Source organism: Akkermansia sp. UNK.MGS-1 (genome assembly GCF_000980515.1).
GTDB classification, from domain to species: Bacteria; Verrucomicrobiota; Verrucomicrobiia; order Verrucomicrobiales; family Akkermansiaceae; genus Akkermansia; species Akkermansia muciniphila.
Map to the genome: position 1 here is coordinate 53,361 of NZ_LBCB01000002.1, position 20,445 is coordinate 73,805.

20 protein-coding genes and 1 tRNA gene are annotated in these 20,445 nt (G+C 52.3%); 16 read left to right on the top strand and 5 right to left on the bottom strand.

Annotated elements, in window-relative coordinates; all coding sequences use genetic code 11:
• Together WW58_RS01425 and WW58_RS12715 are read left to right on the top strand one after the other, a co-directional pair.
• Positions 1–414 (top strand): putative peptidoglycan-binding domain-containing protein (locus tag WW58_RS01425; RefSeq protein ID WP_046434766.1); only part of this gene is annotated, 414 nt, incomplete at its 5' end.
• Between the two features lie 21 nt (positions 415–435).
• Positions 436–1,875: a tail fiber protein gene (locus WW58_RS12715; RefSeq protein WP_288143386.1), complete on the top strand. Its 1,440-nt coding sequence runs from the start codon at positions 436–438 to the stop codon at positions 1,873–1,875.
• Here WW58_RS12715 and WW58_RS01435 read toward each other — a convergent pair.
• The gene (locus WW58_RS01435) at positions 1,865–3,205 is read right to left on the bottom strand and encodes a tyrosine-type recombinase/integrase (protein WP_046434769.1); all 1,341 of its coding nucleotides are present in this window, start codon (positions 3,203–3,205) and stop codon (positions 1,865–1,867) included. The genes WW58_RS12715 and WW58_RS01435 overlap by 11 nt on opposite strands.
• A 185-nt stretch (positions 3,206–3,390) precedes the next feature.
• Positions 3,391–3,467: transfer RNA gene (locus WW58_RS01440), tRNA-Pro, on the bottom strand.
• Between the two features lie 95 nt (positions 3,468–3,562).
• On the opposite strand from WW58_RS01440, the gene WW58_RS01445 reads away from it, so the two are divergent.
• Entirely contained in the window at positions 3,563–4,039 is a 477-nt protein-coding gene (locus WW58_RS01445) for a GNAT family N-acetyltransferase (protein WP_022197849.1), read from the top strand.
• Positions 4,040–4,116: 77 nt separating this feature from the next.
• Here WW58_RS01445 and WW58_RS01450 read toward each other — a convergent pair whose 3' ends face one another.
• Positions 4,117–4,698, bottom strand: coding sequence for a SagB/ThcOx family dehydrogenase (locus tag WW58_RS01450; RefSeq protein ID WP_022197848.1), 582 nt, complete (start codon positions 4,696–4,698; stop codon positions 4,117–4,119).
• A gap of 304 nt (positions 4,699–5,002) precedes the next feature.
• On the opposite strand from WW58_RS01450, the gene WW58_RS01455 reads away from it, so the two are divergent.
• From WW58_RS01455 to WW58_RS01505, 12 genes are all read left to right on the top strand, one after another.
• The gene (locus WW58_RS01455; protein ID WP_012419305.1) at positions 5,003–6,691 is read left to right on the top strand and encodes a 30S ribosomal protein S1; all 1,689 of its coding nucleotides are present in this window, start codon (positions 5,003–5,005) and stop codon (positions 6,689–6,691) included.
• A gap of 136 nt (positions 6,692–6,827) precedes the next feature.
• Complete coding sequence (locus tag WW58_RS01460; protein ID WP_012419304.1) at positions 6,828–7,229, top strand: metal-dependent transcriptional regulator; 402 nt, start codon at positions 6,828–6,830, stop codon at positions 7,227–7,229.
• Between the two features lie 345 nt (positions 7,230–7,574).
• A protein-coding gene (prfB, locus tag WW58_RS01465; protein ID WP_197736719.1) for a peptide chain release factor 2 occupies positions 7,575–8,694 on the top strand; the annotation gives its coding sequence in 2 pieces (ribosomal slippage) (positions 7,575–7,658 and positions 7,660–8,694; 1,119 coding nt in all).
• Between the two features lie 12 nt (positions 8,695–8,706).
• Positions 8,707–9,426, top strand: a complete 720-nt coding sequence (trmD, locus tag WW58_RS01470) for a tRNA (guanosine(37)-N1)-methyltransferase TrmD (RefSeq protein ID WP_022197844.1) — start codon at positions 8,707–8,709, stop codon at positions 9,424–9,426.
• Between the two features lie 121 nt (positions 9,427–9,547).
• Positions 9,548–9,703, top strand: a complete 156-nt coding sequence (locus tag WW58_RS12720) for a small basic protein (protein WP_012419301.1) — start codon at positions 9,548–9,550, stop codon at positions 9,701–9,703.
• A 203-nt stretch (positions 9,704–9,906) separates the two neighbouring features.
• Positions 9,907–11,406: a pseudouridine synthase gene (locus tag WW58_RS12725; RefSeq protein ID WP_215833599.1), complete on the top strand. Its 1,500-nt coding sequence runs from the start codon at positions 9,907–9,909 to the stop codon at positions 11,404–11,406.
• A gap of 18 nt (positions 11,407–11,424) precedes the next feature.
• The gene (locus WW58_RS01480) at positions 11,425–12,852 is read left to right on the top strand and encodes a tetratricopeptide repeat protein (RefSeq protein WP_046434774.1); all 1,428 of its coding nucleotides are present in this window, start codon (positions 11,425–11,427) and stop codon (positions 12,850–12,852) included.
• A 66-nt stretch (positions 12,853–12,918) separates the two neighbouring features.
• On the top strand, positions 12,919–13,209 hold the full coding sequence (gene tatA, locus WW58_RS01485) for a Sec-independent protein translocase subunit TatA/TatB (RefSeq protein ID WP_256151044.1): 291 nt from the start codon (positions 12,919–12,921) through the stop codon (positions 13,207–13,209).
• 223 nt (positions 13,210–13,432) lie between these two features.
• A complete protein-coding gene (locus tag WW58_RS01490; protein ID WP_128153721.1) occupies positions 13,433–13,714 on the top strand; it encodes a hypothetical protein in 282 nt (93 codons plus the stop codon).
• Positions 13,714–15,120, top strand: a complete 1,407-nt coding sequence (locus WW58_RS01495) for an MBL fold metallo-hydrolase RNA specificity domain-containing protein (RefSeq protein WP_046434779.1) — start codon at positions 13,714–13,716, stop codon at positions 15,118–15,120. Before WW58_RS01490 ends, WW58_RS01495 begins: the two co-directional genes overlap by 1 nt.
• A gap of 167 nt (positions 15,121–15,287) precedes the next feature.
• On the top strand, positions 15,288–15,647 hold the full coding sequence (locus tag WW58_RS01500; protein ID WP_012419295.1) for an arsenate reductase family protein: 360 nt from the start codon (positions 15,288–15,290) through the stop codon (positions 15,645–15,647).
• Positions 15,648–15,655: 8 nt separating this feature from the next.
• Complete coding sequence (locus WW58_RS01505; protein WP_102733023.1) at positions 15,656–16,426, top strand: ion transporter; 771 nt, start codon at positions 15,656–15,658, stop codon at positions 16,424–16,426.
• A gap of 101 nt (positions 16,427–16,527) precedes the next feature.
• Here WW58_RS01505 and glgP read toward each other — a convergent pair whose 3' ends face one another.
• A complete protein-coding gene (gene glgP / locus WW58_RS01510) occupies positions 16,528–18,192 on the bottom strand; it encodes an alpha-glucan family phosphorylase (protein ID WP_012419293.1) in 1,665 nt (554 codons plus the stop codon).
• A gap of 260 nt (positions 18,193–18,452) precedes the next feature.
• Here glgP and tdh point away from each other — a divergent pair, with 260 nt between their 5' ends.
• Positions 18,453–19,490 (top strand): L-threonine 3-dehydrogenase, encoded by a 1,038-nt coding sequence (tdh, locus tag WW58_RS01515; protein ID WP_012419291.1) that lies wholly within the window; start codon positions 18,453–18,455, stop codon positions 19,488–19,490.
• 112 nt (positions 19,491–19,602) lie between these two features.
• Here tdh and def read toward each other — a convergent pair whose 3' ends face one another.
• Positions 19,603–20,283: a peptide deformylase gene (gene def / locus WW58_RS01520; protein WP_237970524.1), complete on the bottom strand. Its 681-nt coding sequence runs from the start codon at positions 20,281–20,283 to the stop codon at positions 19,603–19,605.
• Positions 20,284–20,445 lie beyond the last annotated feature (162 nt).

Genomic DNA, 20,445 nt, shown 5'->3' on the forward strand with positions numbered 1-20,445 from the left:
TTGAAGGCCCTGCTGGATGCCGGAAGACGTGAAGAGGCCTGGGAAGGATGTCTCCAGTATGTCCTGGATAATACCGCCGCCGTGCGTTCCTGGCTGGGTTCCGACGCTTTTCCTGGCGTTGAATTCATCCTGCGGGATCATTATTTTAATTCCGGGAGCAGGAATACCGGGAAGATTTTGCAGCGCGCGCTGAACATCCACGGAGCCGGGCTTGTGGTGGACGGAATTGTTGGCCCCAAGACCCGGCAGGAACTACAGGACCAGCTGGCCGCCACGGGTGAAGCGGTGTTTTTGGTTGGGTTACAGGAGAAGCGTCAGGCGTTTTACCGTTTGTGCAAGCAGTTTCCAACCTTCGGGAAGGGCTGGCTGAACCGCTGCGACGACGCCTTCAGCGTTGCCCGTTCCTTAATTTAAGTTTGATGATAACATTTAATTATGGCTAAATTCTCCAACGTCACAATAACACGTGCGGGACGGTCTCATTTCGCTGCCGCCATGTCTGCTGGTTCCAGCATTGAATTTTCACACATTGAAATAGGTAATGGGCAGCCTCCGGCCGCGCCGGAAGATCTGACTTCATTGGTTGGGCCTCTTTCCCGGGTGAGTATTTCAAAAACTGACCATGTGGATGGCGTAGTAACGGTTCGTGGGACATTTGTCGCATCTGGCGTCACAGGAAATTTTTACTTGCGTGAAATTGGAGTTTTCGTCAAACCGTTTCAGAATGGCGGAGAGCCCGTGCTGTTTGCCTATGCCAATGCTGGTGAATTGGCTGATTATTTCCCGGATGCCGGAAGCAATACCGTTATGGAAGAGGTGTTGACCGTCTCTATTGTCATCGGCAATGCACCGGTCATATTTCAGGCTTTTGATCCTAATGCCCGTGCTACATTACAAGATATGGCGGATCTAGAAGATAAGCTTGATATTGAAACGATAAGAATAAATATCGAAGGATTGGGTAAAGAGACGGAGAATATTTCCAAGGCCATTGAAGAAGCAAAGGCAGGATTTGTCTCTAAAACAGGGGATAAGATGACCGGGAATTTGGAAGCTCCGAATTTCATCGGTCATTTAAATGGTTCAGCAGACCAGTTTTGCGGGTGGAGGTTTTTCACGGGGCTTGAAGAATTGAATAACTATGCAAAGAGCGACTTGCATGAATCATCCATGACTATTCCCAGTATCATTGAAAAGATGCCGGAACTGTCCCGTTTGATTCATGTGATGTCTCATGGGAATCAGAATTTACCTGCCGAAACTGGAATTCTGGAAATTCAGAAATTAAGGGGAACCCTTGTTCAGGCCATGTTTACCAGCTACGATGGCAGAATGTGGCGCGGCGGTATGTATTCGGGTACATGGACAGGTTGGGGCGGAACTGATGGGGTACCGACAGGCAGCCTTTCTTATTACGCTGGTCCTGTTGCTCCTGTTGGATGGATATTCTGTCAAGGTCAGGCAGTAAGTAGAGTAATTTATGGAGTACTTTTTTCGGTCATTGGTACTTCCTGTGGAGATGGAGACGGAAGCACCACATTCAATTTGCCGGATTGCCGCGGTTGTTTTATTCGTGGTCTTGATGACGGCGCGGGAATTGATTCAGGAAGACTTCTTGGTTCTCTTCAACAACAGGGGCTGCCGAACATTAAAGGTACGACGGGATCATACACTTTTGAAGCAGGAGCCCTTTCGGGCGGATACCAAGGCGCATTTAGGACTGGAAACGGAGCAAATGGCGTATGGAGTTGTCGGAAAGACAATGGATATGCTGTCCCGCTCTCTTTTGATGCTTCCAAATCTAATTCCATTTACGGCGCGGCTGATGAAGTACGGCCCACAAATATTGCCTTTCCAGTAATGATTAAATATTAGCTCCTATCGGGGCAAGAGGATTTATTTTCCAGTAGCGTTCTGCATCTTGTTTCGTGACAGCCGCGCGGTAATGTTTGAAGAGAACATCAGAGTTCTTCGTGTGTCCGAGATTTTCCTTCAGTTTGTGGACATCAGGATCTATCGCAAGAGAGTATGAGGCGAAAGAATGTCTTGCTGCATCATGGCGGTTTTGTAACCCGGCAGCCTTACGAACAATGGCAGATTTACGTTTCCAGTTTGTGGGTATGAGTTTGCCTGCCCGTTTGGCTGCTGGAATCGTAGAAAGGTAATCCTTCAAATTACCGTGTAGTTCAATGTTCCGAACTTGGTTTGTCTTTGCGATTGATGGTGGTACAGAAATGAAACCTTTATCGAGGTGGATGAGGTCCCAGGTCATCTTTTCCAGTTCTTCGGGACGGATTCCTGAGAAAAGCAAGAGGGAAAACGGAAGAAGTGTATCTCGGCAGTCCAATTTGAAAAGAGCGGGGACTGTTCCATCATCCGCAACCATAGGATGTGATGGATTTGCCGTTTTATACGATTTACAGCAGCACAAGAGGCGTTTTACTTCGTCTATGGTAAAGATATCCACTCCATCACTTTTAACTACTTTACGGCGCTCTATCAGATCAAATGGAGAACGTTTGAGCATTTCTTGTTTGACGGCCCAGGTAAATGCCGGGGCGATGACGGATAACGCGGAGTTGAAATAAGTTGCGCTTGGGAAGTTTTTTGAAAACCATTCTCGCAGTTCCGGAGCCTGAATATCGGCAATGTTCTTTTCTCCAAAATAGCTATCGAATTTTGTGGAATAGAACCGCCAGTTGGCAAGATGCTTGGCTGTCCAATGGCGCACTTCCGATACTGCTTCCTTGTACTTTGTGAGTAAATCCTTGGTGGGAATACCTATCATTCGGGCCTTACGTTGCTCTATCGCCAGACTGGCAGCTTCCACGAGGGAAATCTCTGAACCATTGTCTTTAATCAGTTCAAGGGCTTGAAAGGCATCCTTGAACTGGTCTGGATTCAGCGAAACAATAGCTCTGGCAGCATTAAGCAGTGAGGTATTCAACTTATGTTCCGCCAATAATTCCAGGGCCTGTTGGGCGTCTTTGACTTGTCCTGGTCCAAGTATGGTACCTAAAGTCAGTTCTCCATTGGCAAACTTTTCTCTGAGCAGGGCTTGTTCTTCTTCAGCCTCAGCTCTTGTTTTGTAGTACAAGTCGGTTTTTTTTCCTGATGCTGCAAATCTGGCCGGTATTCTGATCCTGTAGAGAATTTTGCCCCCACGCTGCATCTTGAAGATGGTAAATCTGAGAGGTTTGCTCATATGATTTTGTACCCTTTATACCCTTTAAGGGGGCAAATTCAATCAGTATGACACCATTTATTCACCTTAGTGAACGATATTCACATTAGTGCAGGATATCGGCAAAACGGAATTTTTAATGTAGGAAATTGATTGATATTCAATATTTAGCCGATAAAAAAGCCGCCCGGAGGCGGCTTGGAAATTGGTCGAGCTGACAGGATTCGAACCTGCGACCTCTTCGTCCCGAACGAAGCGCGCTACCAGCCTGCGCTACAGCTCGTTGTTTGTGGTGCGGCGAAGTCTAAGGTTGAAAGATGGGTTTGTCCAGTTTTTTTTATTCGCCACGGCACTTAGTTGTGATACGGTGCCGGGGTTATGATGGATATGCTGGTGCGGCTGTATGATTTGCCCGATATTGAAGAAGACCTGAGGAGGCTGGAGAGGGAAGGTTTTTTGATTCGCCGTCCGGGTGCTTACGAACGTCATTTGGTAGCTGACTGGGTTGGCCGGAATTTTTCTCCCAAGTGGGTAAGTGAGGCGAAAGTCGCGTTTGGCCGCCAGCCCATTTCCTGTTATATTGCCACACGGGAGAAGAAGATTCTTGGTTTTGCCTGTTACGATGTAACGGCTCGCGGTTTTTTGGGCCCCATGGGGGTGGCGGAAGAGGTGCGCAGAAGCGGATTGGGCACCGTGCTATTGATTTCCGCCCTGAAAGGTTTGCGGGAGCTGGGGTATGCATACGGTGTCATCGGCGGGGTTGGTCCGGCTGATTTTTATGCCCGGGCTGTGGGCGCGATGCCTATTGAAGGGAGCTCTCCCGGCATCTACATGGATATTCTGCCGGAACCATAATTCCGCCTGTTGTGGAATTCATTTCCATTTCTGATGGTTTCTTTTCCGGACTGTCCGGAGAATGTAGCCGGAAGTAGTTATTTTTTATATCCTACCGGATGACAGAGCATGGGTGTTTGGAGAGAGGTTAGTTTCAGGGCCTTTGCCAGGGCATCCTTGTTCATGCTGGCGCGCGGATAGGTAGCCAGTCCCGTCCCGGAGCAGAACAGGGAGATGTTCTGGGAGACAATGCCGGCGTCCATGGCAGCCCAGGGTTCCGCCGTATCCGTTACAAGAATGAGACATATGGGGGCATCCGCCGGGCGCACGTCCCCATCGTTTACGGGAATCATGGCGTGGGCCTTGTGGTCATAGAGGTAGGAGGCGTTTTTAGTGCATATATAAATTTTAACGTCCTGGCGGTTCATGGCGGACGGGGCTGTACGTTTGCCGGATTCCTGACGGTTGATGCCATTGGCCGCCCAGAGCAGGTCTGATAAATCTTTTTGGGATAGCGCTTTTTCAGAAAAGCTCCGAATGGATTGACGGTCGGACAGGGCTTTCATGATCGGAGCCCCCCGTTCCAGGTCCGGCTGGTCCAGTTTGACGGTATCCGCGGCGTGAAGGAAGGCTGTTCCGGACAGCCCCGCTGCGAGCAGGTAAAGGAGGTTTTTTTTCATGGTTTTGCGGCAGGAGTGGTTGATAGATGCAGGTATTCCTGCATTTTCCCATTAGCCGGAATTTAACATGGGACGGAAGTGCTACAAGGTTTTTGTGCGCTCGTTTTCTGCCGCCGTCCAGAGGGGCTCCTCAGGTTCCGTAAAAAATCGGGAGGAGTTTTTCAAGAAAAGCCTTGAGTTCTTGTGTGAAACTGATATTGAAAGCAACCGATTTTTCGCCCGGCGGGGGAAGGCGCCCCGATTGCCCGCCGGTCAATAAGGGGCCATGAGAAAGATCGTTAATACTAACTCATCAACCATTTAAATGAGCACAACTGAACTGGCGGAACTTATTGACAGCAAGTTCCGCGAATTGCGTGAAGGTTCCATTGTTACCGGAACCATCCAAGAAATCCGTCCCCAAGTCGTTTTGGTGGACATCGGCTACAAGTCCGAAGGCGCTATTTCCATTTCCGAGTTTGAAGACGAGGAAATCGAAGTGGGGGACCAAATTGAAGTCCTTTTGGAACGCCTCGAAAACGACGAAGGCATCGTCGTCCTTTCCAAGGAAAAGGCCGCCCATAAGCAGAACTGGGATAAGATCGTGGGCGTGTACCGCGATGGCGGCCTGGTTAAGGGTAAAGTGAAGAGCGTCGTCAAGGGCGGTCTTATGGTCAATGTTGGCGTGGAAGCTTTCCTGCCCGGTTCCCAGGTGGATATTATTCCTCCTCGCGACCTGAACGAGTATGTTGGAAAGGTTTACGAATTCAAGATCGTCAAGGTAAATGACGACCGTAAAAATATCGTCCTTTCCCGCCGTGAGGTGATTGAAGCCGAACGCGCCGACCAGCGCCAGCGCTTCCTTGAAACCGTCAAGGAAGGCGACAAGGTGGAAGGTATCGTGAAGAATATCACGGACTTCGGCGCTTTTGTCGACCTCCGCGGCATGGACGGCCTGCTCCATATCACGGATATGAGCTGGGGCCGCGTGAACCATCCGAGCGAAATGCTCCATATCGGTCAGTCCCTGGAAGTCGTGATTCTGGAAGTGGATCGCGAAAAGGAACGCGTTTCCCTGGGCCTGAAGCAGATGACAGACAACCCCTGGGCGGATATCGAACGCAAATACCCGATCAATTCCCATGTCAAGGGCCGCGTGACCAAGCTCCTGCCTTACGGCGCCTTTGTGGAATTGGAAAAGGGCGTGGAAGGCCTGGTGCACGTTTCCGAATTGTCCTGGGTCAAGAGAATCACCCGTCCGAGCGATGTATTGAAGCTGGACCAGGAAATCGAAGCCGTGGTTCTTTCCATTTCTGTGAAGGAACAGAAGATTTCCCTCGGTGTCCGCCAGTTGGAAGACAATCCCTGGGCGGATATCGAATCCCGTTTCCCGATTGGTACCGTCATCAAGGGCCAGGTTCGCAACCTTACTCCCTACGGCGCTTTTGTGGGACTGGAAGAAGGCATCGACGGCATGATCCACGTGTCCGATATGAGCTGGACCCGCAAGATCAATCATCCCTCCGAAGTTCTCAAGAAGGGCGACGAAGTGGAAGCCATCGTTTTGGAAATCAAGAAGGAGGATCAGCGCGTCTCCCTTGGTATCAAGCAGCTTGAGTCCGATCCGTGGGAATCCATCAATGACCGCTTCAAGGTGGGCGATATGGTGACTGGCCAGGTGGCCAAGATTGCCAGCTTCGGCGCCTTTGTGAATCTGGACGGCGATATTGATGGCCTGATTCATATCTCCCAGTTGAGCGAAGACCATGTGGAACGCGTGAAGGATGTGATCAAGGTGGGTGATGAAATCACTGCCCGCGTGATCAAAGTGGACAGCATCGAACGCCGTATCGGCCTTTCCATCAAGGCCGTCAATTACGACACCGAACAGCTCCGCCGCGAAACCGCTTCCTTTGAAGCCCTCCGCCCGAGCAGCGATATGGTGGGTCTGGAACACGCCTTCAATCTGGCTACCCGTGAAAACGAAGAGTGGAGCCCTTCTGAAGAGAAGTAAGCCCGTTTTTGTATTACGCTGATTAATTTAACCGCCGCGAATGGTCATATTCGCGGCGGTTTTTTTCTCATTCCAAAGAAGTCTGGAAAAAATCTTGAGTTAGTTTCCACTAAAGTATTAACTTTCATTTTATACCATGTTGGAGCTGACCAAGAGCAATGAGGATTATCTGGAAGCTATCGGGTTGCTGTCTGAAAAGAACGGGACGGCCCAGGTGAGGGATATTGCAGAGATGCTTAAGGTAAAGATGCCTTCCGTTACATCTGCCGTCAAGCAACTGGCGGATATGGGACTGGTGGAGTATACGCAGTATGCTCCCGTCAAGCTGACTCCCCAAGGCCGCAGAATTGCCGGGAAAATTATTGTCAGCCACGGTATTCTGTTTGATTTCCTGCGGGAGGAATTGGCTCTCCCGGAAGAACGCGCCAATGAAGTGGCTTGCCAGATAGAACACATCATGACTTTTGAGGAGATTGAAAAACTCAGGTCCTGCCGGATCCGCCCTTTTGAGGGTGGAGAGGAAAATTCCGCCAAGTAGCATGGCTCCGGGCTCTCTTATGGGAAGCCGGGGATATGGAGGGCCGAACCACATTCCGGAAAGAGGGGGAAGGGCAGAAAACGGTGATGTAAGGTAAGGGAATGAGATAAGATTTTTGTCTGCTGTTTTTCCCATGGGGCATTGAAATGGGGAAGAGGATTTGGTTTCGGAAGTATTCATTTCCTGTTAGATGTTCTTCCTGCGGAAGAGGAGCGGTTTTGTTCAGCGTGCGGAGTTTTATTATTCTTGGAAATGGCCCGGTGCAAGTCGGAGTAAAAGAGGATGACTGGGAGAAACGGCATTTTGCCCTTTTCCGTCCAGGTAATTCGTGATAGGTTCCCGCGCATGGATCCCCATATCGCTGCAGATCTCTCGGCGCTCGACACGGCTGTCCTGCATAGCCGTCTTTCCGAGCTCGGGAGCTATCTTTGACCTGGACGGCATTCAACAACGAGTAGCCGAATTGGATGAACGCATGAGCGCCCCGGATTTCTGGGATGACCAGAATGCCGCACGGGCGCTGATGGCGGAGGTGAATCCCCTGAAACACAGGATGGAGGCATTTTCCGCACTGAAGTCCCGTCTGGAGGATATTGACGCTGCTATTGAGCTGGCTCAGGAGGCGGATGACGATGACCTGGGCCGGGAGGCTGTGGAAGAGTTTGCCAGGTGGCAGAAGTCTCTGGCGGATTTTGAATTGCTGACCCTGCTGAACGGACCGCAGGACCAGGCTTCCTGTTATGTAACCATCCACGCCGGGGCCGGCGGCACGGAAGCCTGTGACTGGGCATCCATGTTATTGCGCATGTATATCCGCTGGTGTGAGCGCCGGGGATTTTCCGTGACGTATTTGGAGAGTACGGACGGGGATGACGCCGGCATTCGTTCCGTGACATTGAAGGTGGATGGAGAGTATGCCTACGGATATTTGAAGAATGAACGCGGCATCCACCGGTTGGTGCGCATTTCTCCCTTTGATTCCGCCGGGAAGAGACATACTTCTTTCGCTTCCCTGGACGCGACGCCGGAAGTTTCTGATTCCATCAATATTGAAATCCTGGACAAGGATTTGAAGGTGGATACCTACCGTTCCGGCGGCAAGGGCGGCCAGAACGTGAACAAGGTGGAAACCGCCGTGCGTATCACGCATATTCCTTCCGGTGTGATCGTGGCCTGCCAGAATGAGCGCAGCCAGCTTCGTAACAAGGAAGAGGCTATGAATATGCTGCGTGCCAAGCTATACCAGATTGAGGAAGACAAAAAGCAGGCGGAAGCCGACCGCCAGTACAGTGAGAAGGGAGACATCGGGTGGGGCAACCAGATCCGTTCCTATGTTTTCCAGCCTTATCAAATGGTGAAAGATTTGCGCACAGGCGTAGAGTCCGGCAATATTCAGGACGTGATGGACGGCAACCTGGATCCGTTCATTGAGGCCATGCTGCGCGGCCATAAGCGTGAACGCTGATGTTTTTTTCTTATGGCCGCCAAGCTGACGATTGACGTTTTGTCCCTGTTCCCGGATATGGTGGAAGCCCCTCTGGGCGGCAGCATTCTGGGAAAGGCCCGTGACAGGGGATTGTTGGAGATACGCTGCCATAATATCCGTGACTGGACGACGGACAAGCACCGCAAAACGGACGATTACCTTTGCGGAGGGGGGCAGGGCATGCTGCTGAAGCCGGAACCTATCTTTGCCGCCGTAGAGGAACTTCGCCGGCGGGAAACCCGCGTTGTGCTGATGACTCCTCAGGGCCGTACGTTCAACCAGTCATTGGCCGCGGAATTGGCTGCCTCCGGAGGCCATCTCATTATCCTCTGCGGTCATTACGAGGGGGTGGACCATCGTGTAGTAGAAGAGCTGGTGGATATGGAATTGTCCATCGGGGACTATATTCTCACGAACGGGGCCATTGCCTCTGTGGTGGTAATTGACGCCGTAGCGCGCCTGATTCCCGGCGTGCTGGGGGATGAGCGTTCTTCCGTGGAGGAATCTTTTTCCAACGGTTTGCTGGAGGCTCCCGCCTATACTAAGCCGAACGTGTTCCGGGGCCTGGCTGTTCCGGAGATTTTGCTGGGCGGCAATCACCCCGCCATTGAAAAATGGAAGCACGGGAAGTCTCTGGAGCGTACGCGCCTGAACCGTCCGGATTTGTGGAGGAAGTGGCTGGAATCGCATCCGGGGGATGCCACAGAGTGATATATTTGGCTATTGCGCCAAATTTCTCTTGCCAAGTTCGGAACCTTCCGTTATAAGATCCCGCCTGCCACTGAAAGGGTGGTGTAAAGTATTTTTCTGAACCTTTTACAAACACAAGATCATGTCCAAACATTCCAGCCTCAAAGCAACCGGTACCGTAGGCGGCAAGCGTTCCGTCCTGAAGCGTTTTGAACGTGTCAAGCTTCTGAAGGAACGCGGCGAATGGAAGAAGGGCCAAAGCCCTCTCGGCCTGCCGAAGACCAAGCATGAAGCTTAAGCTTGTCTTTATCCTCTCCGGAGAGTTTCCCGGCGGAGTTTGCACGGCAAGTCATTTTCCTAATACAGGAAGCCTCTCGGATGTCTATGAACCGAGAGGCTTTTTTCTTCCGGCAAAAGAAAGCCTCCTCTTTTTGAGGATGTGAATTGCCGTAATATAAACAATACAAAATCATCCGCTGAGATAGCGGACATTATACCAATATGAGTGAAGAACAACATGGCTCCGAAGAAAACGGAGGTATCCGCATTAATAAATTCCTGGCTTCCTGCGGCATTGACTCCCGCCGGGTGGCCGACAGGCTGATTGGGGAAGGACGTGTGGAAGTGAACGGGAAGGTTATCGATACGCCTGGGATGAGGGTGACGGAGAAGGATTTCGTGAAGGTGGACGGCCGCCATATGACCCCTATGGAAGAGGTTGTGGTGCTGTTGAACAAGCCCCGCGGGTATGTGTGCAGCCGCGAAGCGCAGGGAGCCATAGGTACTGTTTACGACCTGCTGCCGCCGCGCCTGCGCCATCTGAATTATGTGGGACGGCTGGATGCCGATTCCGAAGGTCTTCTGATTATGACGAATAAGGGGGAATTGACCCAGGTTCTTTCCCATCCTACCGGCGGCATAGAAAAGGAGTACTGGGTGACGGTAGATCAGAATTTTGATAATTCCGTACTGATGCAGTTTTTGCGCGGAGTACGCATTCCGGAGGGAAATGCCAAGGCCAAATATGTTTGCCGCGCTTCCGCGCGCCGTGCCTGCATTGTTTTGGAACAGGGGTTGAAGCGTCAGGTGCGTCAAATGTTCCAGTGCCTGGGCCTTCGTGTCCGCAAGTTGGTGCGCGTGCGCATCGGCTCCCTGTGGGGAGGGGACTTGGAACCCGGGGGCTGGAAATTCCTGGATGATGCGGACGTGGCTCTGTCACTGAAAAATCCTCCCCGCCAGCGTAAATACCTGGGTGCTTCCCAGCTTGTCGCCGGGGGGGGCGCCAAGGGTGAGCAGGGCGGAAGAGGCGTTGATTCCGATGAGGATTATGTGTTTAATCCGGAAGATTTTGAAGCTGGCGATTCTTATGAACCTACTCCGGAAATGAAGACTCGTTTTGTGGAGACGGAGGATGAACGTGAAGTCAAGGAAGATGGATATTTCCGGGGAGATTCCGGCTTCCGTTCCCGTGACCGCCGCGGAGATTTTCATCGTCGTGGAGATGGCTTCCGCGGCCGCTGCGGGGATGGGGCCCTGCGCCGCGAGGCCGGTTTCAAAGAAGAGCGACGTAAAGGAGGGTTCCAACGCCGTGAAGGCGGCTTTGGAAGAGACCGCCGCGAAGGAGGTTTCCAGCATCAGGAGGGAGGTTTCAGGGAAAACCGTCGTGAAGGAGGATTCCAACGCCGTGAAGGCGGTTTTGGGAGAGACCGCCGCGAAGGAGGTTTTCAGCATCAGGAGAGAGGTTTCAGGGAAAACCGTCGTGAAGGAGGGTTCCAACGCCGTGAAGGCGGTTTTGGGAGAGACCGCCGCGAAGGAGGTTTCCAGCATCAGGAGAGAGGTTTCAGGGAAAACCGTCGTGAAGGAGGGTTCCAACGCCGTGAAGGCGGTTTTGAGAGAGACCGCCGCGGAGGAGGTTTTCAGAGGCGTGAAGGCGGGTTTCGTAAGCCGGGCTTTGGAGGCAGGTCCTCCAGCAGTTTTTCCCGCGGAAACAGGGGCCATTAATGAATGACTTGTTCCGGTATGAAGAAACATTGCAGATGGTGGCTTTTTGCCGGATTGTGGGGACTGTCCCTCGTTCAGCATCCACTTCTTGCTTCTCAGAATATTTCCTCTCCGGAGCCTGCCGGGGAGGGAAATTTTGAGGCTTACTTGTCCGGTCTCCGCGAAAGAGCTCTGAATGGGGATCCAGCTGCCGCCCGGGAGCTGGCTGTGCATTATGACGTGGAGGGTAATGCTGCGGAAACGTCCAAATGGATGTCCGAGTATGTTTCCTTGGCAGAGAAAAGGGCCAATAACGGAGATGTGGATTCCATGCTGGATTTGGGCAAGCTGTTTTATACAGGCAGCCGCCTGTACCCAAAGAACCTGGAAAGGGCCCGGTACTGGTTTACCCGGGCTGCTGACAGCGGTAATGCCGCGGCACAGTACCAGGTGGCTGTAATGGCTTCCCAGGGAGCAGGAGGACCGAAGGATGAAGCAACGGTAGCCCTTTATTATAAAAAATCTCTCCAGACGTGGAAGAAAGAGGCGGATGACGGTGATTCCAAGGCGGCGTTATGGGCTGCCCTTGTTTATGAACGAAAGCTGGTTCCGGACAGTTCTCCGGAAAAGTCAGTCCCATATCTTCTTCAAGCAGCGGAAAGCGGCAACCTGACAGCACAAGGCCTTCTGGCATTTAAGTACCGGGATGGGCTGGGAGTGCCGCAGGATGCGGCCAAGGCCGTAGAATGGTTTGAGAAAGCGGCCTCCCGTAAAGATTTGGGAGCCGTGATGGAACTGGGCATAATGTTCCGGGACGGCAAGTATTTGCCCCCTGACCGGGAAAAGGCCTTCCATTGGTTTGAAAAAGGGGCGGAATGGAAGGATCCGTACAGCATGGCTGCCCTGGCGGATATGCTGCTGGAGGGAACTCCTTCCGCAGAACAGGCGGCCCGGGCCCTGGCTCTGTATCGTGAGGCTGCCGCCGCCGGTTATTTCCCTGCGGCACTAAAGGCCGCGGAGTTGCTCCAGAACGGGAAGGGCGGGGAACTGGATGCGGATGAGGCCTACAGGCTGCTGCGGCGTGTGGCGGATGCTACAGGGGATCCCAAGGCCATGTACATGCTGGCCCAGGTATATTATACACGGGGTGATGAGGCTCAGGGAGATTCCCTGATGAAAGCATCCGCCCAAGCTGCCTATTTGCCGGCCATGAACCGCATGGCGCGTCTCCATCTTCTGCCGGACAGTTCACTGCCCTGGAATCCGGTTTTATCCTATTATTATTGGAACCAGGCTGGAGAAATGGGGGATGAAAAGGCGGCTTCCGCCGCTTTTTGGCTGTTGTGGGGCGGCTCAGGCATCTTTTTGCTGGCAATATTTATTATTGTCTGGCGTTTTCAGCGTTTTGCCGCCAGAAGGCTTGCGGAACAGCAGAAACAGGAACGGGAGGCCTCTGATGACGCATGAAGCGTATTATGAGGTATCCGGCATGAAAAAAATCTGTTAAAAATACTGTAGTACTCCATGATGAACATGTTAGCTATTTTTGGACTGGGAACACCGGAGATTATCGCCATTCTGGTGATTGTTTTCCTTTTGTTCGGCGCAAAGAAACTTCCGGAATTTGCCCGCGGACTGGGCAAGAGCCTGGGAGAATTCAAGAAGGCCAAATCTGAATTTGAAGAAGAACTGCTGAAGACCGAGAAGGAGACCATGAGTGATGCTTCCGCCTCCAAAACGGAGGTCCGGCCTTCTTCCGAGCTTTCCCAGCCCATTGACGTGGAGGTGGAGAAGACAGCGGACTCCAAACCGGAGGACAAGTAATTTTTTGTAATTGAACGGCATTATGAACAGGGCGGGAATTTCCTGTCCTGTTCATTTTAGCTGAAAGGCTTCATTAAGATTAGGCGGGACTCTTTTTGCCGGCCGCTTTTTTCAGGAGGCGGGTTGCAATCAGAACGGAATGTTTTCAGAATAACCTGCAGGTTTTATTTTTGGCAGTGATACCGGAGGGCTCTCCTGGATGCGGGTATTCCGGCGTGCATTCGTGATGGAGCATGTGCCTTGCGAAGGGGAAGTTTTTGACGGATGCATTTTTACGGAAACCGCAACCCGGGCGGGAAAGAAGTGCAATTTCATGTTCACAGGAATACTGTACAGAAGGAGGAATGGTGCAGTTTATTGGTTTTTCTCTTTTTATGGCCTGGAAAAAAGAAAAGGCATGGATTTTGCGGCTGATGTTTCCCGTCTTTCAAAGGGTATATTGAATGAAAGGCTTCAGGTATTGATCTCTTGCGTTGCCCGCTGGCTTGTTGTACACATGTATTAATGAAAATTCATTTTTGCGGTGCAGCGGGAACGACGACGGGCTCCCAGCATTTGCTGGAGGTGAACGGGTGCCGGATTCTTCTGGATTGCGGCATGTATCAGGGGCGGCGTGAGGAGGCATGGCATATCAATAAGGATTTCCCCTATTTTTCCCCGGCGGAGGTGGATGCGGTAGTTCTGTCCCACGCTCATATTGATCATTCCGGCAATCTTCCCAATTTAGTGAAACAGGGGTTTCAGGGAAATATTTACAGTACATTTGCAACCAGAGATCTTTGCCAGCTCATGCTGGCGGACGCCGCCCGCATTCAGGAGCACGACTGCGCATTCATCAATAAGATGAACAAGCGCCGCGGTATTCATCAGCCGGATGTTTATCCTACTTATTCCGAACAGGATGCGGAGCGGTGCATGCGCCAGTTCGTGAATATCGGGTATGACCGGCCCATTCCCGTTGTTCCGGGGGTGACACTCACGTTCTATGATGCGGGCCATATTCTGGGCGCTGCGCAAGTGTGCCTGGATATTGAGGACAGGGAAGACGGGCGGAAGAAGCGTTTCCTGTTTTCCGGGGATGTGGGGCGGGGAGATAACGAATTACTGCGCGATCCCGTCCCTGTTCCGGATGTGGATATTTTGCTGATGGAGAGCACTTACGGCGGCCGTTTCCATGAGGCCCCCTCCCGTGATGACGAGACGTTCTGCCGGGCTATCAAGGAGGCTCTGGAATTAGGAGGCCGCGTTTATATTCCGGCTTTTGCGGTGGAACGCACCCAGCAGCTGCTTTATCTGCTGAACAGGGCCTACCATGAAGGCACTCTGCCCTTGTTGCCCGTATATGTGGACAGTCCCATGGCAGTGGGTGCGACGGAAATTTTCCGCATTCATCCGGAGTGTTTCAATAAGGAGGTTTATGATTTCCTGTTCCGGGAGAAGGATCCGTTTTGTTTTGAACAGCTGCGTTTGATCCGTTCCGTGGGCGAGTCCCAGGCTTTGAATAAAATGAACGGGCAGGCTATTATTATTTCCGCCTCAGGAATGTGTGAAGCAGGGCGCATTCTTCACCACCTGGCGAATAACATCGGCGATCCGAAAAATACGGTTCTTTTTGTAGGCTATTGTGCGGAACATACACTTGGCCGCAAGATTATGGATGGGTGGAAAGAGGTTCCCATCCTGGGTAAACAATATCCTGTCCGGGCCAGAATACGGGAGATGGATTCCTTTTCCGGCCATGCGGACCATGGAGAACTGCTGGAGTATTTTGACAGGACCGGGGGGCCCAAGAGGAATATCATTCTGGTGCATGGGGAGGAGAAGGCTACCCAGGCTCTAGCGGGGGCGCTCCGGGAGCGTCAGGCCAATCCCGTTTCCATCGCGCAGTTGGGAAGCGCCATGGTGCTTTAATGTTCCGGAATATAGAATTTCTGCAGTATCTGCACGCATTCCGGGCTTTCGTTCTCAGGTTTTGTGTTCAACGGCGGATACATCGGCAGCCTTCCAATCAAGTCATGACGTCGGGATGGCTGCGCTGGCCGCTTGACCCGGTGTGTTTACGGGGCTAGCGTGCGGATATGTCTTCATTATTTATTGAATATCCCAAATGCACGACCTGCCAGAAAGCAAAGAAGTGGCTTGATGAGCAGGGAATTTCTTATGAGGATCGCCATATTGTGGAACAGAATCCCACGGCAGAGGAACTGCGGAGCTGGATTGAAGGGAGCGGATTGCCGGCCAAGAAGTTTTTTAATACCAGTGGATTGCTTTACAAGAGCATGAAGTTGAAAGATCAGCTTGCCGACATGAGCCTGGATGAGCAGATAGCCCTGCTGGCTTCCAACGGCATGCTGGTTAAACGCCCCATTTTTATTACCAATGGAAAGATATGCGTCGGCTTCAAGGCTGACGAGTGGAAGGCCGCCCATCGTTCCTAATTCCCGCCATGCCCCAAATTACCCGCACCAAGCTGGGCGCTGCCAATTTCGGTCCCTGGGAGAACATTGTCAGGGTACTGATTCTGGTATGGTTCATGCTGTACACGTTGAATGCCATTCCGGATATTCATCCTCTGGTAGGCCGTATCGCGGCCAAGGTAAATTACTGGATCAGCTATTTCTTCATGTTTGAGTATATCCTGCGGGTGCTGTGCGCCAAACCGCGGAAGGCTTATATTTTCAGCGGCATGGGTATTCTGGATTTTATTGTCTGCGTGCCGTTCCTGGGCATGTTTTTCGGGACAGACTGGCAGATTCTTTATTCCCTGCGGATTGTCCGCATACTGGCTATTTTCAAGTTGGCCCGGTTTAATGAAACCGCCGCCAGTTTTAAAAAGGCTTTTTACCTGATCCGGGATGAGTTTTTTCTGTTTTTCTCCGTGATCCTGTTCATGCTGTACGTCACTTCCCTGGGAATTTATATTGCAGAGCACGATGCCCAGCCCGAGAAATTCCGTTCCTTTTTTGACGCGCTCTGGTTTGCCGTGGAAACGTTGAGTACGGTCGGGTACGGAGACCTAGTGCCTATTACGCCCATGGGGCGTATTTTTACCGGGGTGATTATGTTTATTGCCGTGTCCATCATTGCTATTTCCACAGGGCTGATCACGTCTGCTTTTTCCCGCGTATGGCAGCAGGAGAATGTTTTTGCGCACCGTCATAAGCGGGACGCAGACAAGGTGGCGGCGGAGGCCGGGGAGGAGGAAGTACCCAAGTAGGCTTGACCCGCTTCCCGTGGATTTTTGACACCGGTTTCAAAAAGAACGGCCGCCTTTCCCAAAGAAAGGCGGCCGTTGCGTAAGAGGGACAAGGCTGTATCTTAGCTGTTGTACATTTCCGTGTAGTACTGATCCGCCATGCGGTCGGAGTCGAATTCGGGATAGATGTCTGTCATCGCATTGAAAACGATGTCCATCCACTTGTCGTTGTGATCGTAGTAGAGGGGAAGAATCTTGTCGTCCAGAATGTTGTAGAAGTTATCGCGGTCGGAGCGGTCGCGGGCTTCCGGGGAGAGATGGGCGGGCGCTTCCGGAATGACGAAGCAGTTTTCTCCGTCCTTGGCGAATTCACAGATCCAGCCGTCATTGGTGGAGACGGAGATGGAGCCGTTCATGGCGGCGGACATGCCGGAGGTGCCGGATGCTTCCCGGGTTACCACGGGGTTGTTGAGCCATACGTCGGAGCCGTTTTTCAGGTAGCGGCTCAGGCCCAGTTCATAGCCGGTGAGCACGGCGGAACGGGGATATTTGGCCGTCAAGTCATTCAGGCGGTTGAAGATTTCAATAGCGCCATGATCCATCGGGTAGGGTTTGCCGGCCCAGATGAACTGCACCGGATAGTTGGTGCGCTGGAGCATGCGTTCGAACATCGTGGGATTGCCGGTGACCAGGTCCGGACGCTTGTAGGCCGCGAAACGGCGCGCCCATACGATGGTGAGGCAGTTCGGGTCAAAGACGCGGCCCGTTTGTTCACCCACCATGCGGAAGAGAGCTTTTTTCAAAGCCCGCTTGCGGCGGATGAACGCTTCCTTGTTGCGGGCCTGGAAAGCTTCCGCCAGTTCCGGATCCTGCCAGTATTTCTGATTCTGGGCATTCGTAATATGGATGATGGGGCATATACCCTCATAGTCCTTCCACATCTGGCGGGATACTTCTCCATGGAGTTTGGAAACGCCGTTGGCGATGTGGGAGAGGCGCAGGGCGGCCAGCGTGTAGTTGAACGTATTGTCCGTCATGCCTACGGCGGCGCGCACCTGTTCCATGGAGAGCCCGTCGAAGAAGGAGAACGTATTCATGGTGTTTACGTCCATCTTTTCGTTGCCGGCTTCTTCCGGGGTATGGGTAGTGAAAACGAAACGCTTGCGCACTTCTTCCACACTGCCGGTCTTGGCAAGCACGTGGAAGGCGGCAGCCAGGCCGTGGGCTTCGTTTAGATGGTAGATTTCCGGTTCAATGCCCAGTTCGTCAAAAAGGCGGGCGCCTCCTTTGCCCAGCAGTACGTACTGGGCGATGCGGGTGAAGCCGTTGGCGTCGTACAGGCGGCGGGAGATATTGCGGCTTTCCTCGTCATTTTCCTCCAGGTCCGTGGAAAGGAAGAACATGGGCGCAGTGCCGAATGTTTCCGGATTCAGGAAGTAGGCTTTTACCCAGACGGGAGCTCCGCAGACATGAATGAGGAATTTGATGTTGTGATCTTCCAGGAACGGGTAGTTTTTACGCATGTATTGCGTGGCCATGGATCCGTCCTCCGCACGGATCTGGTTGTAGTAGCCGTAGCTCCACAGAATGCCGACGCCTACGAGGTTCTGGCGCAGATCATGCGCACTGCGCATATGGGAGCCGGACAGGTAGCCCAGACCGCCGGAATAGATTTTAAATGAATTATCAATGGCGTATTCCATGGAGAAGTACGCAACGCTTTTCCCATATTTGGGGTCTATTTCATACGGGTGCTCGAAAATGGTGGGTAAAAATGATTTCGCCATGGTTCTGTAAATAGAGTAAAGTGTTCAAAAGGAGAACTCGCACGCCTTGGTATCATGATTCCTTCCTGTTGGAAAGGGCAAATTGCGTGTGTGTCTGAATTGTCGATTGAACAGGAATGTCTTTCCGGCGTTTGTCGCCCGCCGCTGCTCCGGGCGTTTCCATGGGAAGGGAAGGGGGGGCGGAAGCCTCCGTTCCCTAGGCTTTTTCGGCGCTCCGAAATGAATTTTGAGCTTGCCGACGCAGGGGAAAAAGAGCATGAATGGGGGGCATGAAAGCTCTTGTAAAAACGCAGGCTGGCCCCGGTTTGGAATTGATGGATGTTCCTATGCCGGAAGTCGGCCCGAATGACGTCCTGATCAAAATTCATAAAACAGCCATTTGCGGCACGGACCTTCATATTTGGAATTGGGATAAATGGGCCCAGCAGACCATTCCGGTAGGGATGCATGTGGGCCATGAGTTCTGCGGCGTGATTGAGTCCGTAGGTTCTTCCGTGACGGAATACAAGCCCGGGGAGATTGTTTCCGGTGAGGGGCATATTGTCTGTGGCCATTGCCGCAGCTGCCGTTCAGGGCAGAAGCACTTGTGTCCCAACACAAAGGGTGTGGGAGTCAACAGGCCCGGCTGCTTTGCGGAGTACCTTTCCATTCCGCAGGATAACGTGGTGCGCATCCACAAGAGCATTCCGATGGAAATCGCCTCCATTTTTGACCCGCTGGGCAACGCCGTCCATACGGCTTTGTCCTGGGATCTGGTAGGCGAGGACGTCCTGATTACGGGAGCCGGGGTTATCGGCTGCATGGCTGCCGCCGTCTGCAAGAAGGCCGGAGCCAAGACGGTGGTTATTACGGACATCAATGATTTCCGCCTGGGTCTTGCCAAAACGCTGGGGGCGGACCGAACCGTGAACGTGACCCGTGAAAAGCTGGAAGACGTGATGAAGGAACTGGAAATGACGGAGGGATTTGACGTGTGCCTGGAAATGAGCGGCGCTCCGTCCTGCCTGAAGGACATCATCGACAATTCCCGCAACGGAGCCAACATTTCCCTGCTGGGGATTCAGCCCGATGGTTCCAGCATCGAGTGGAATAAGTTCATATGGAAAGGGTTGAAGATGAAAGGCATTTATGGACGTGAAATTTTTGAAACTTGGCATAAAATGGATTCCATGATTCGCAGTGGCTTGAATGTGGCGCCCATCATCACGCACCGTCTGCCCTACACGGAATTCCGGGAAGGGTTTGAAGCCATGAATTCGGGAAAATCCGGCAAGGTTGTTCTGGACTGGATTGTTTGATTCTCTCTTTTTCTTTCCATGTGATTATGGATGCCCCGGTTTCCTGGAGGGAGACCGGGGCGTTTTTTAGGGAAGGGCAGTAAAAAGGGGGGATAGGTTTGTTGCCTGAACGTCAGGCTGTTTTTCCGGGAGGCTGCGGCATCCGGGCTTTCCATGCCTGGGCGCGGCGTTTTTCCTTCATGCGGCGAGCGTAGCTGTCGTCATCTTCTTCAAAAGCGTCCGGATGGGTCAATCTGAGCCTCCGTATCACCTTGTCATGGTCACCGGGGGAAACCAGATCCGTAAACAGGCCGCCGTGAAGGTGGTCTACCTCGTGCTGCAGGCAGCGCGCCAGCAGTCCGTTGCATTTCACGGTCACAGTCCGTCCGTCCATCATGGTTAAAACAGCCCTTACGCAGGAGCGGCGCATCACGTTCGCATATACTTTGGTGATGCTCAGGCACCCTTCCCGGTACGGCACTTTTTTGCCGAAGGGATGCAGGATGGGATTGATAAAATTCAAGGGCATGATTCGGGACAACGTAGTTGGGCATCCGTCCACTTCCAGCCAGGTAGTGGTTGCGTCTGTGGAAGGGATGTTGATGGTGACCAGCTGGATGGGCCTGCCCACCTGCGGCGCAGCCAGGCCTATGCCTCCCTGGGCCAGGGTTTCCTGCATATCGTCCAGGAAGGAAAGGATATCCCTGTTGATATGAACCACGGGCCCGCATTCCTCTCTCAAAAGAGGATATCCGTATTGAAGAATATCAAGAATCACGGCAGACAGGATGATATGGATAAAAGAGTGTGACATCCCGATTCAGAAGAGTGTTCATTATATTAAATGAATATTTTTTCCGTCGAAGGAACGGAAATGTTTTTCCCGGATGAAATGAAAAGGCCTTGAACTTTGATGACGCTTTTTTACGGTAGTTCCGGTGCCGCGATGCGGGCCGGAGTTTCATTCTCCCTCCTC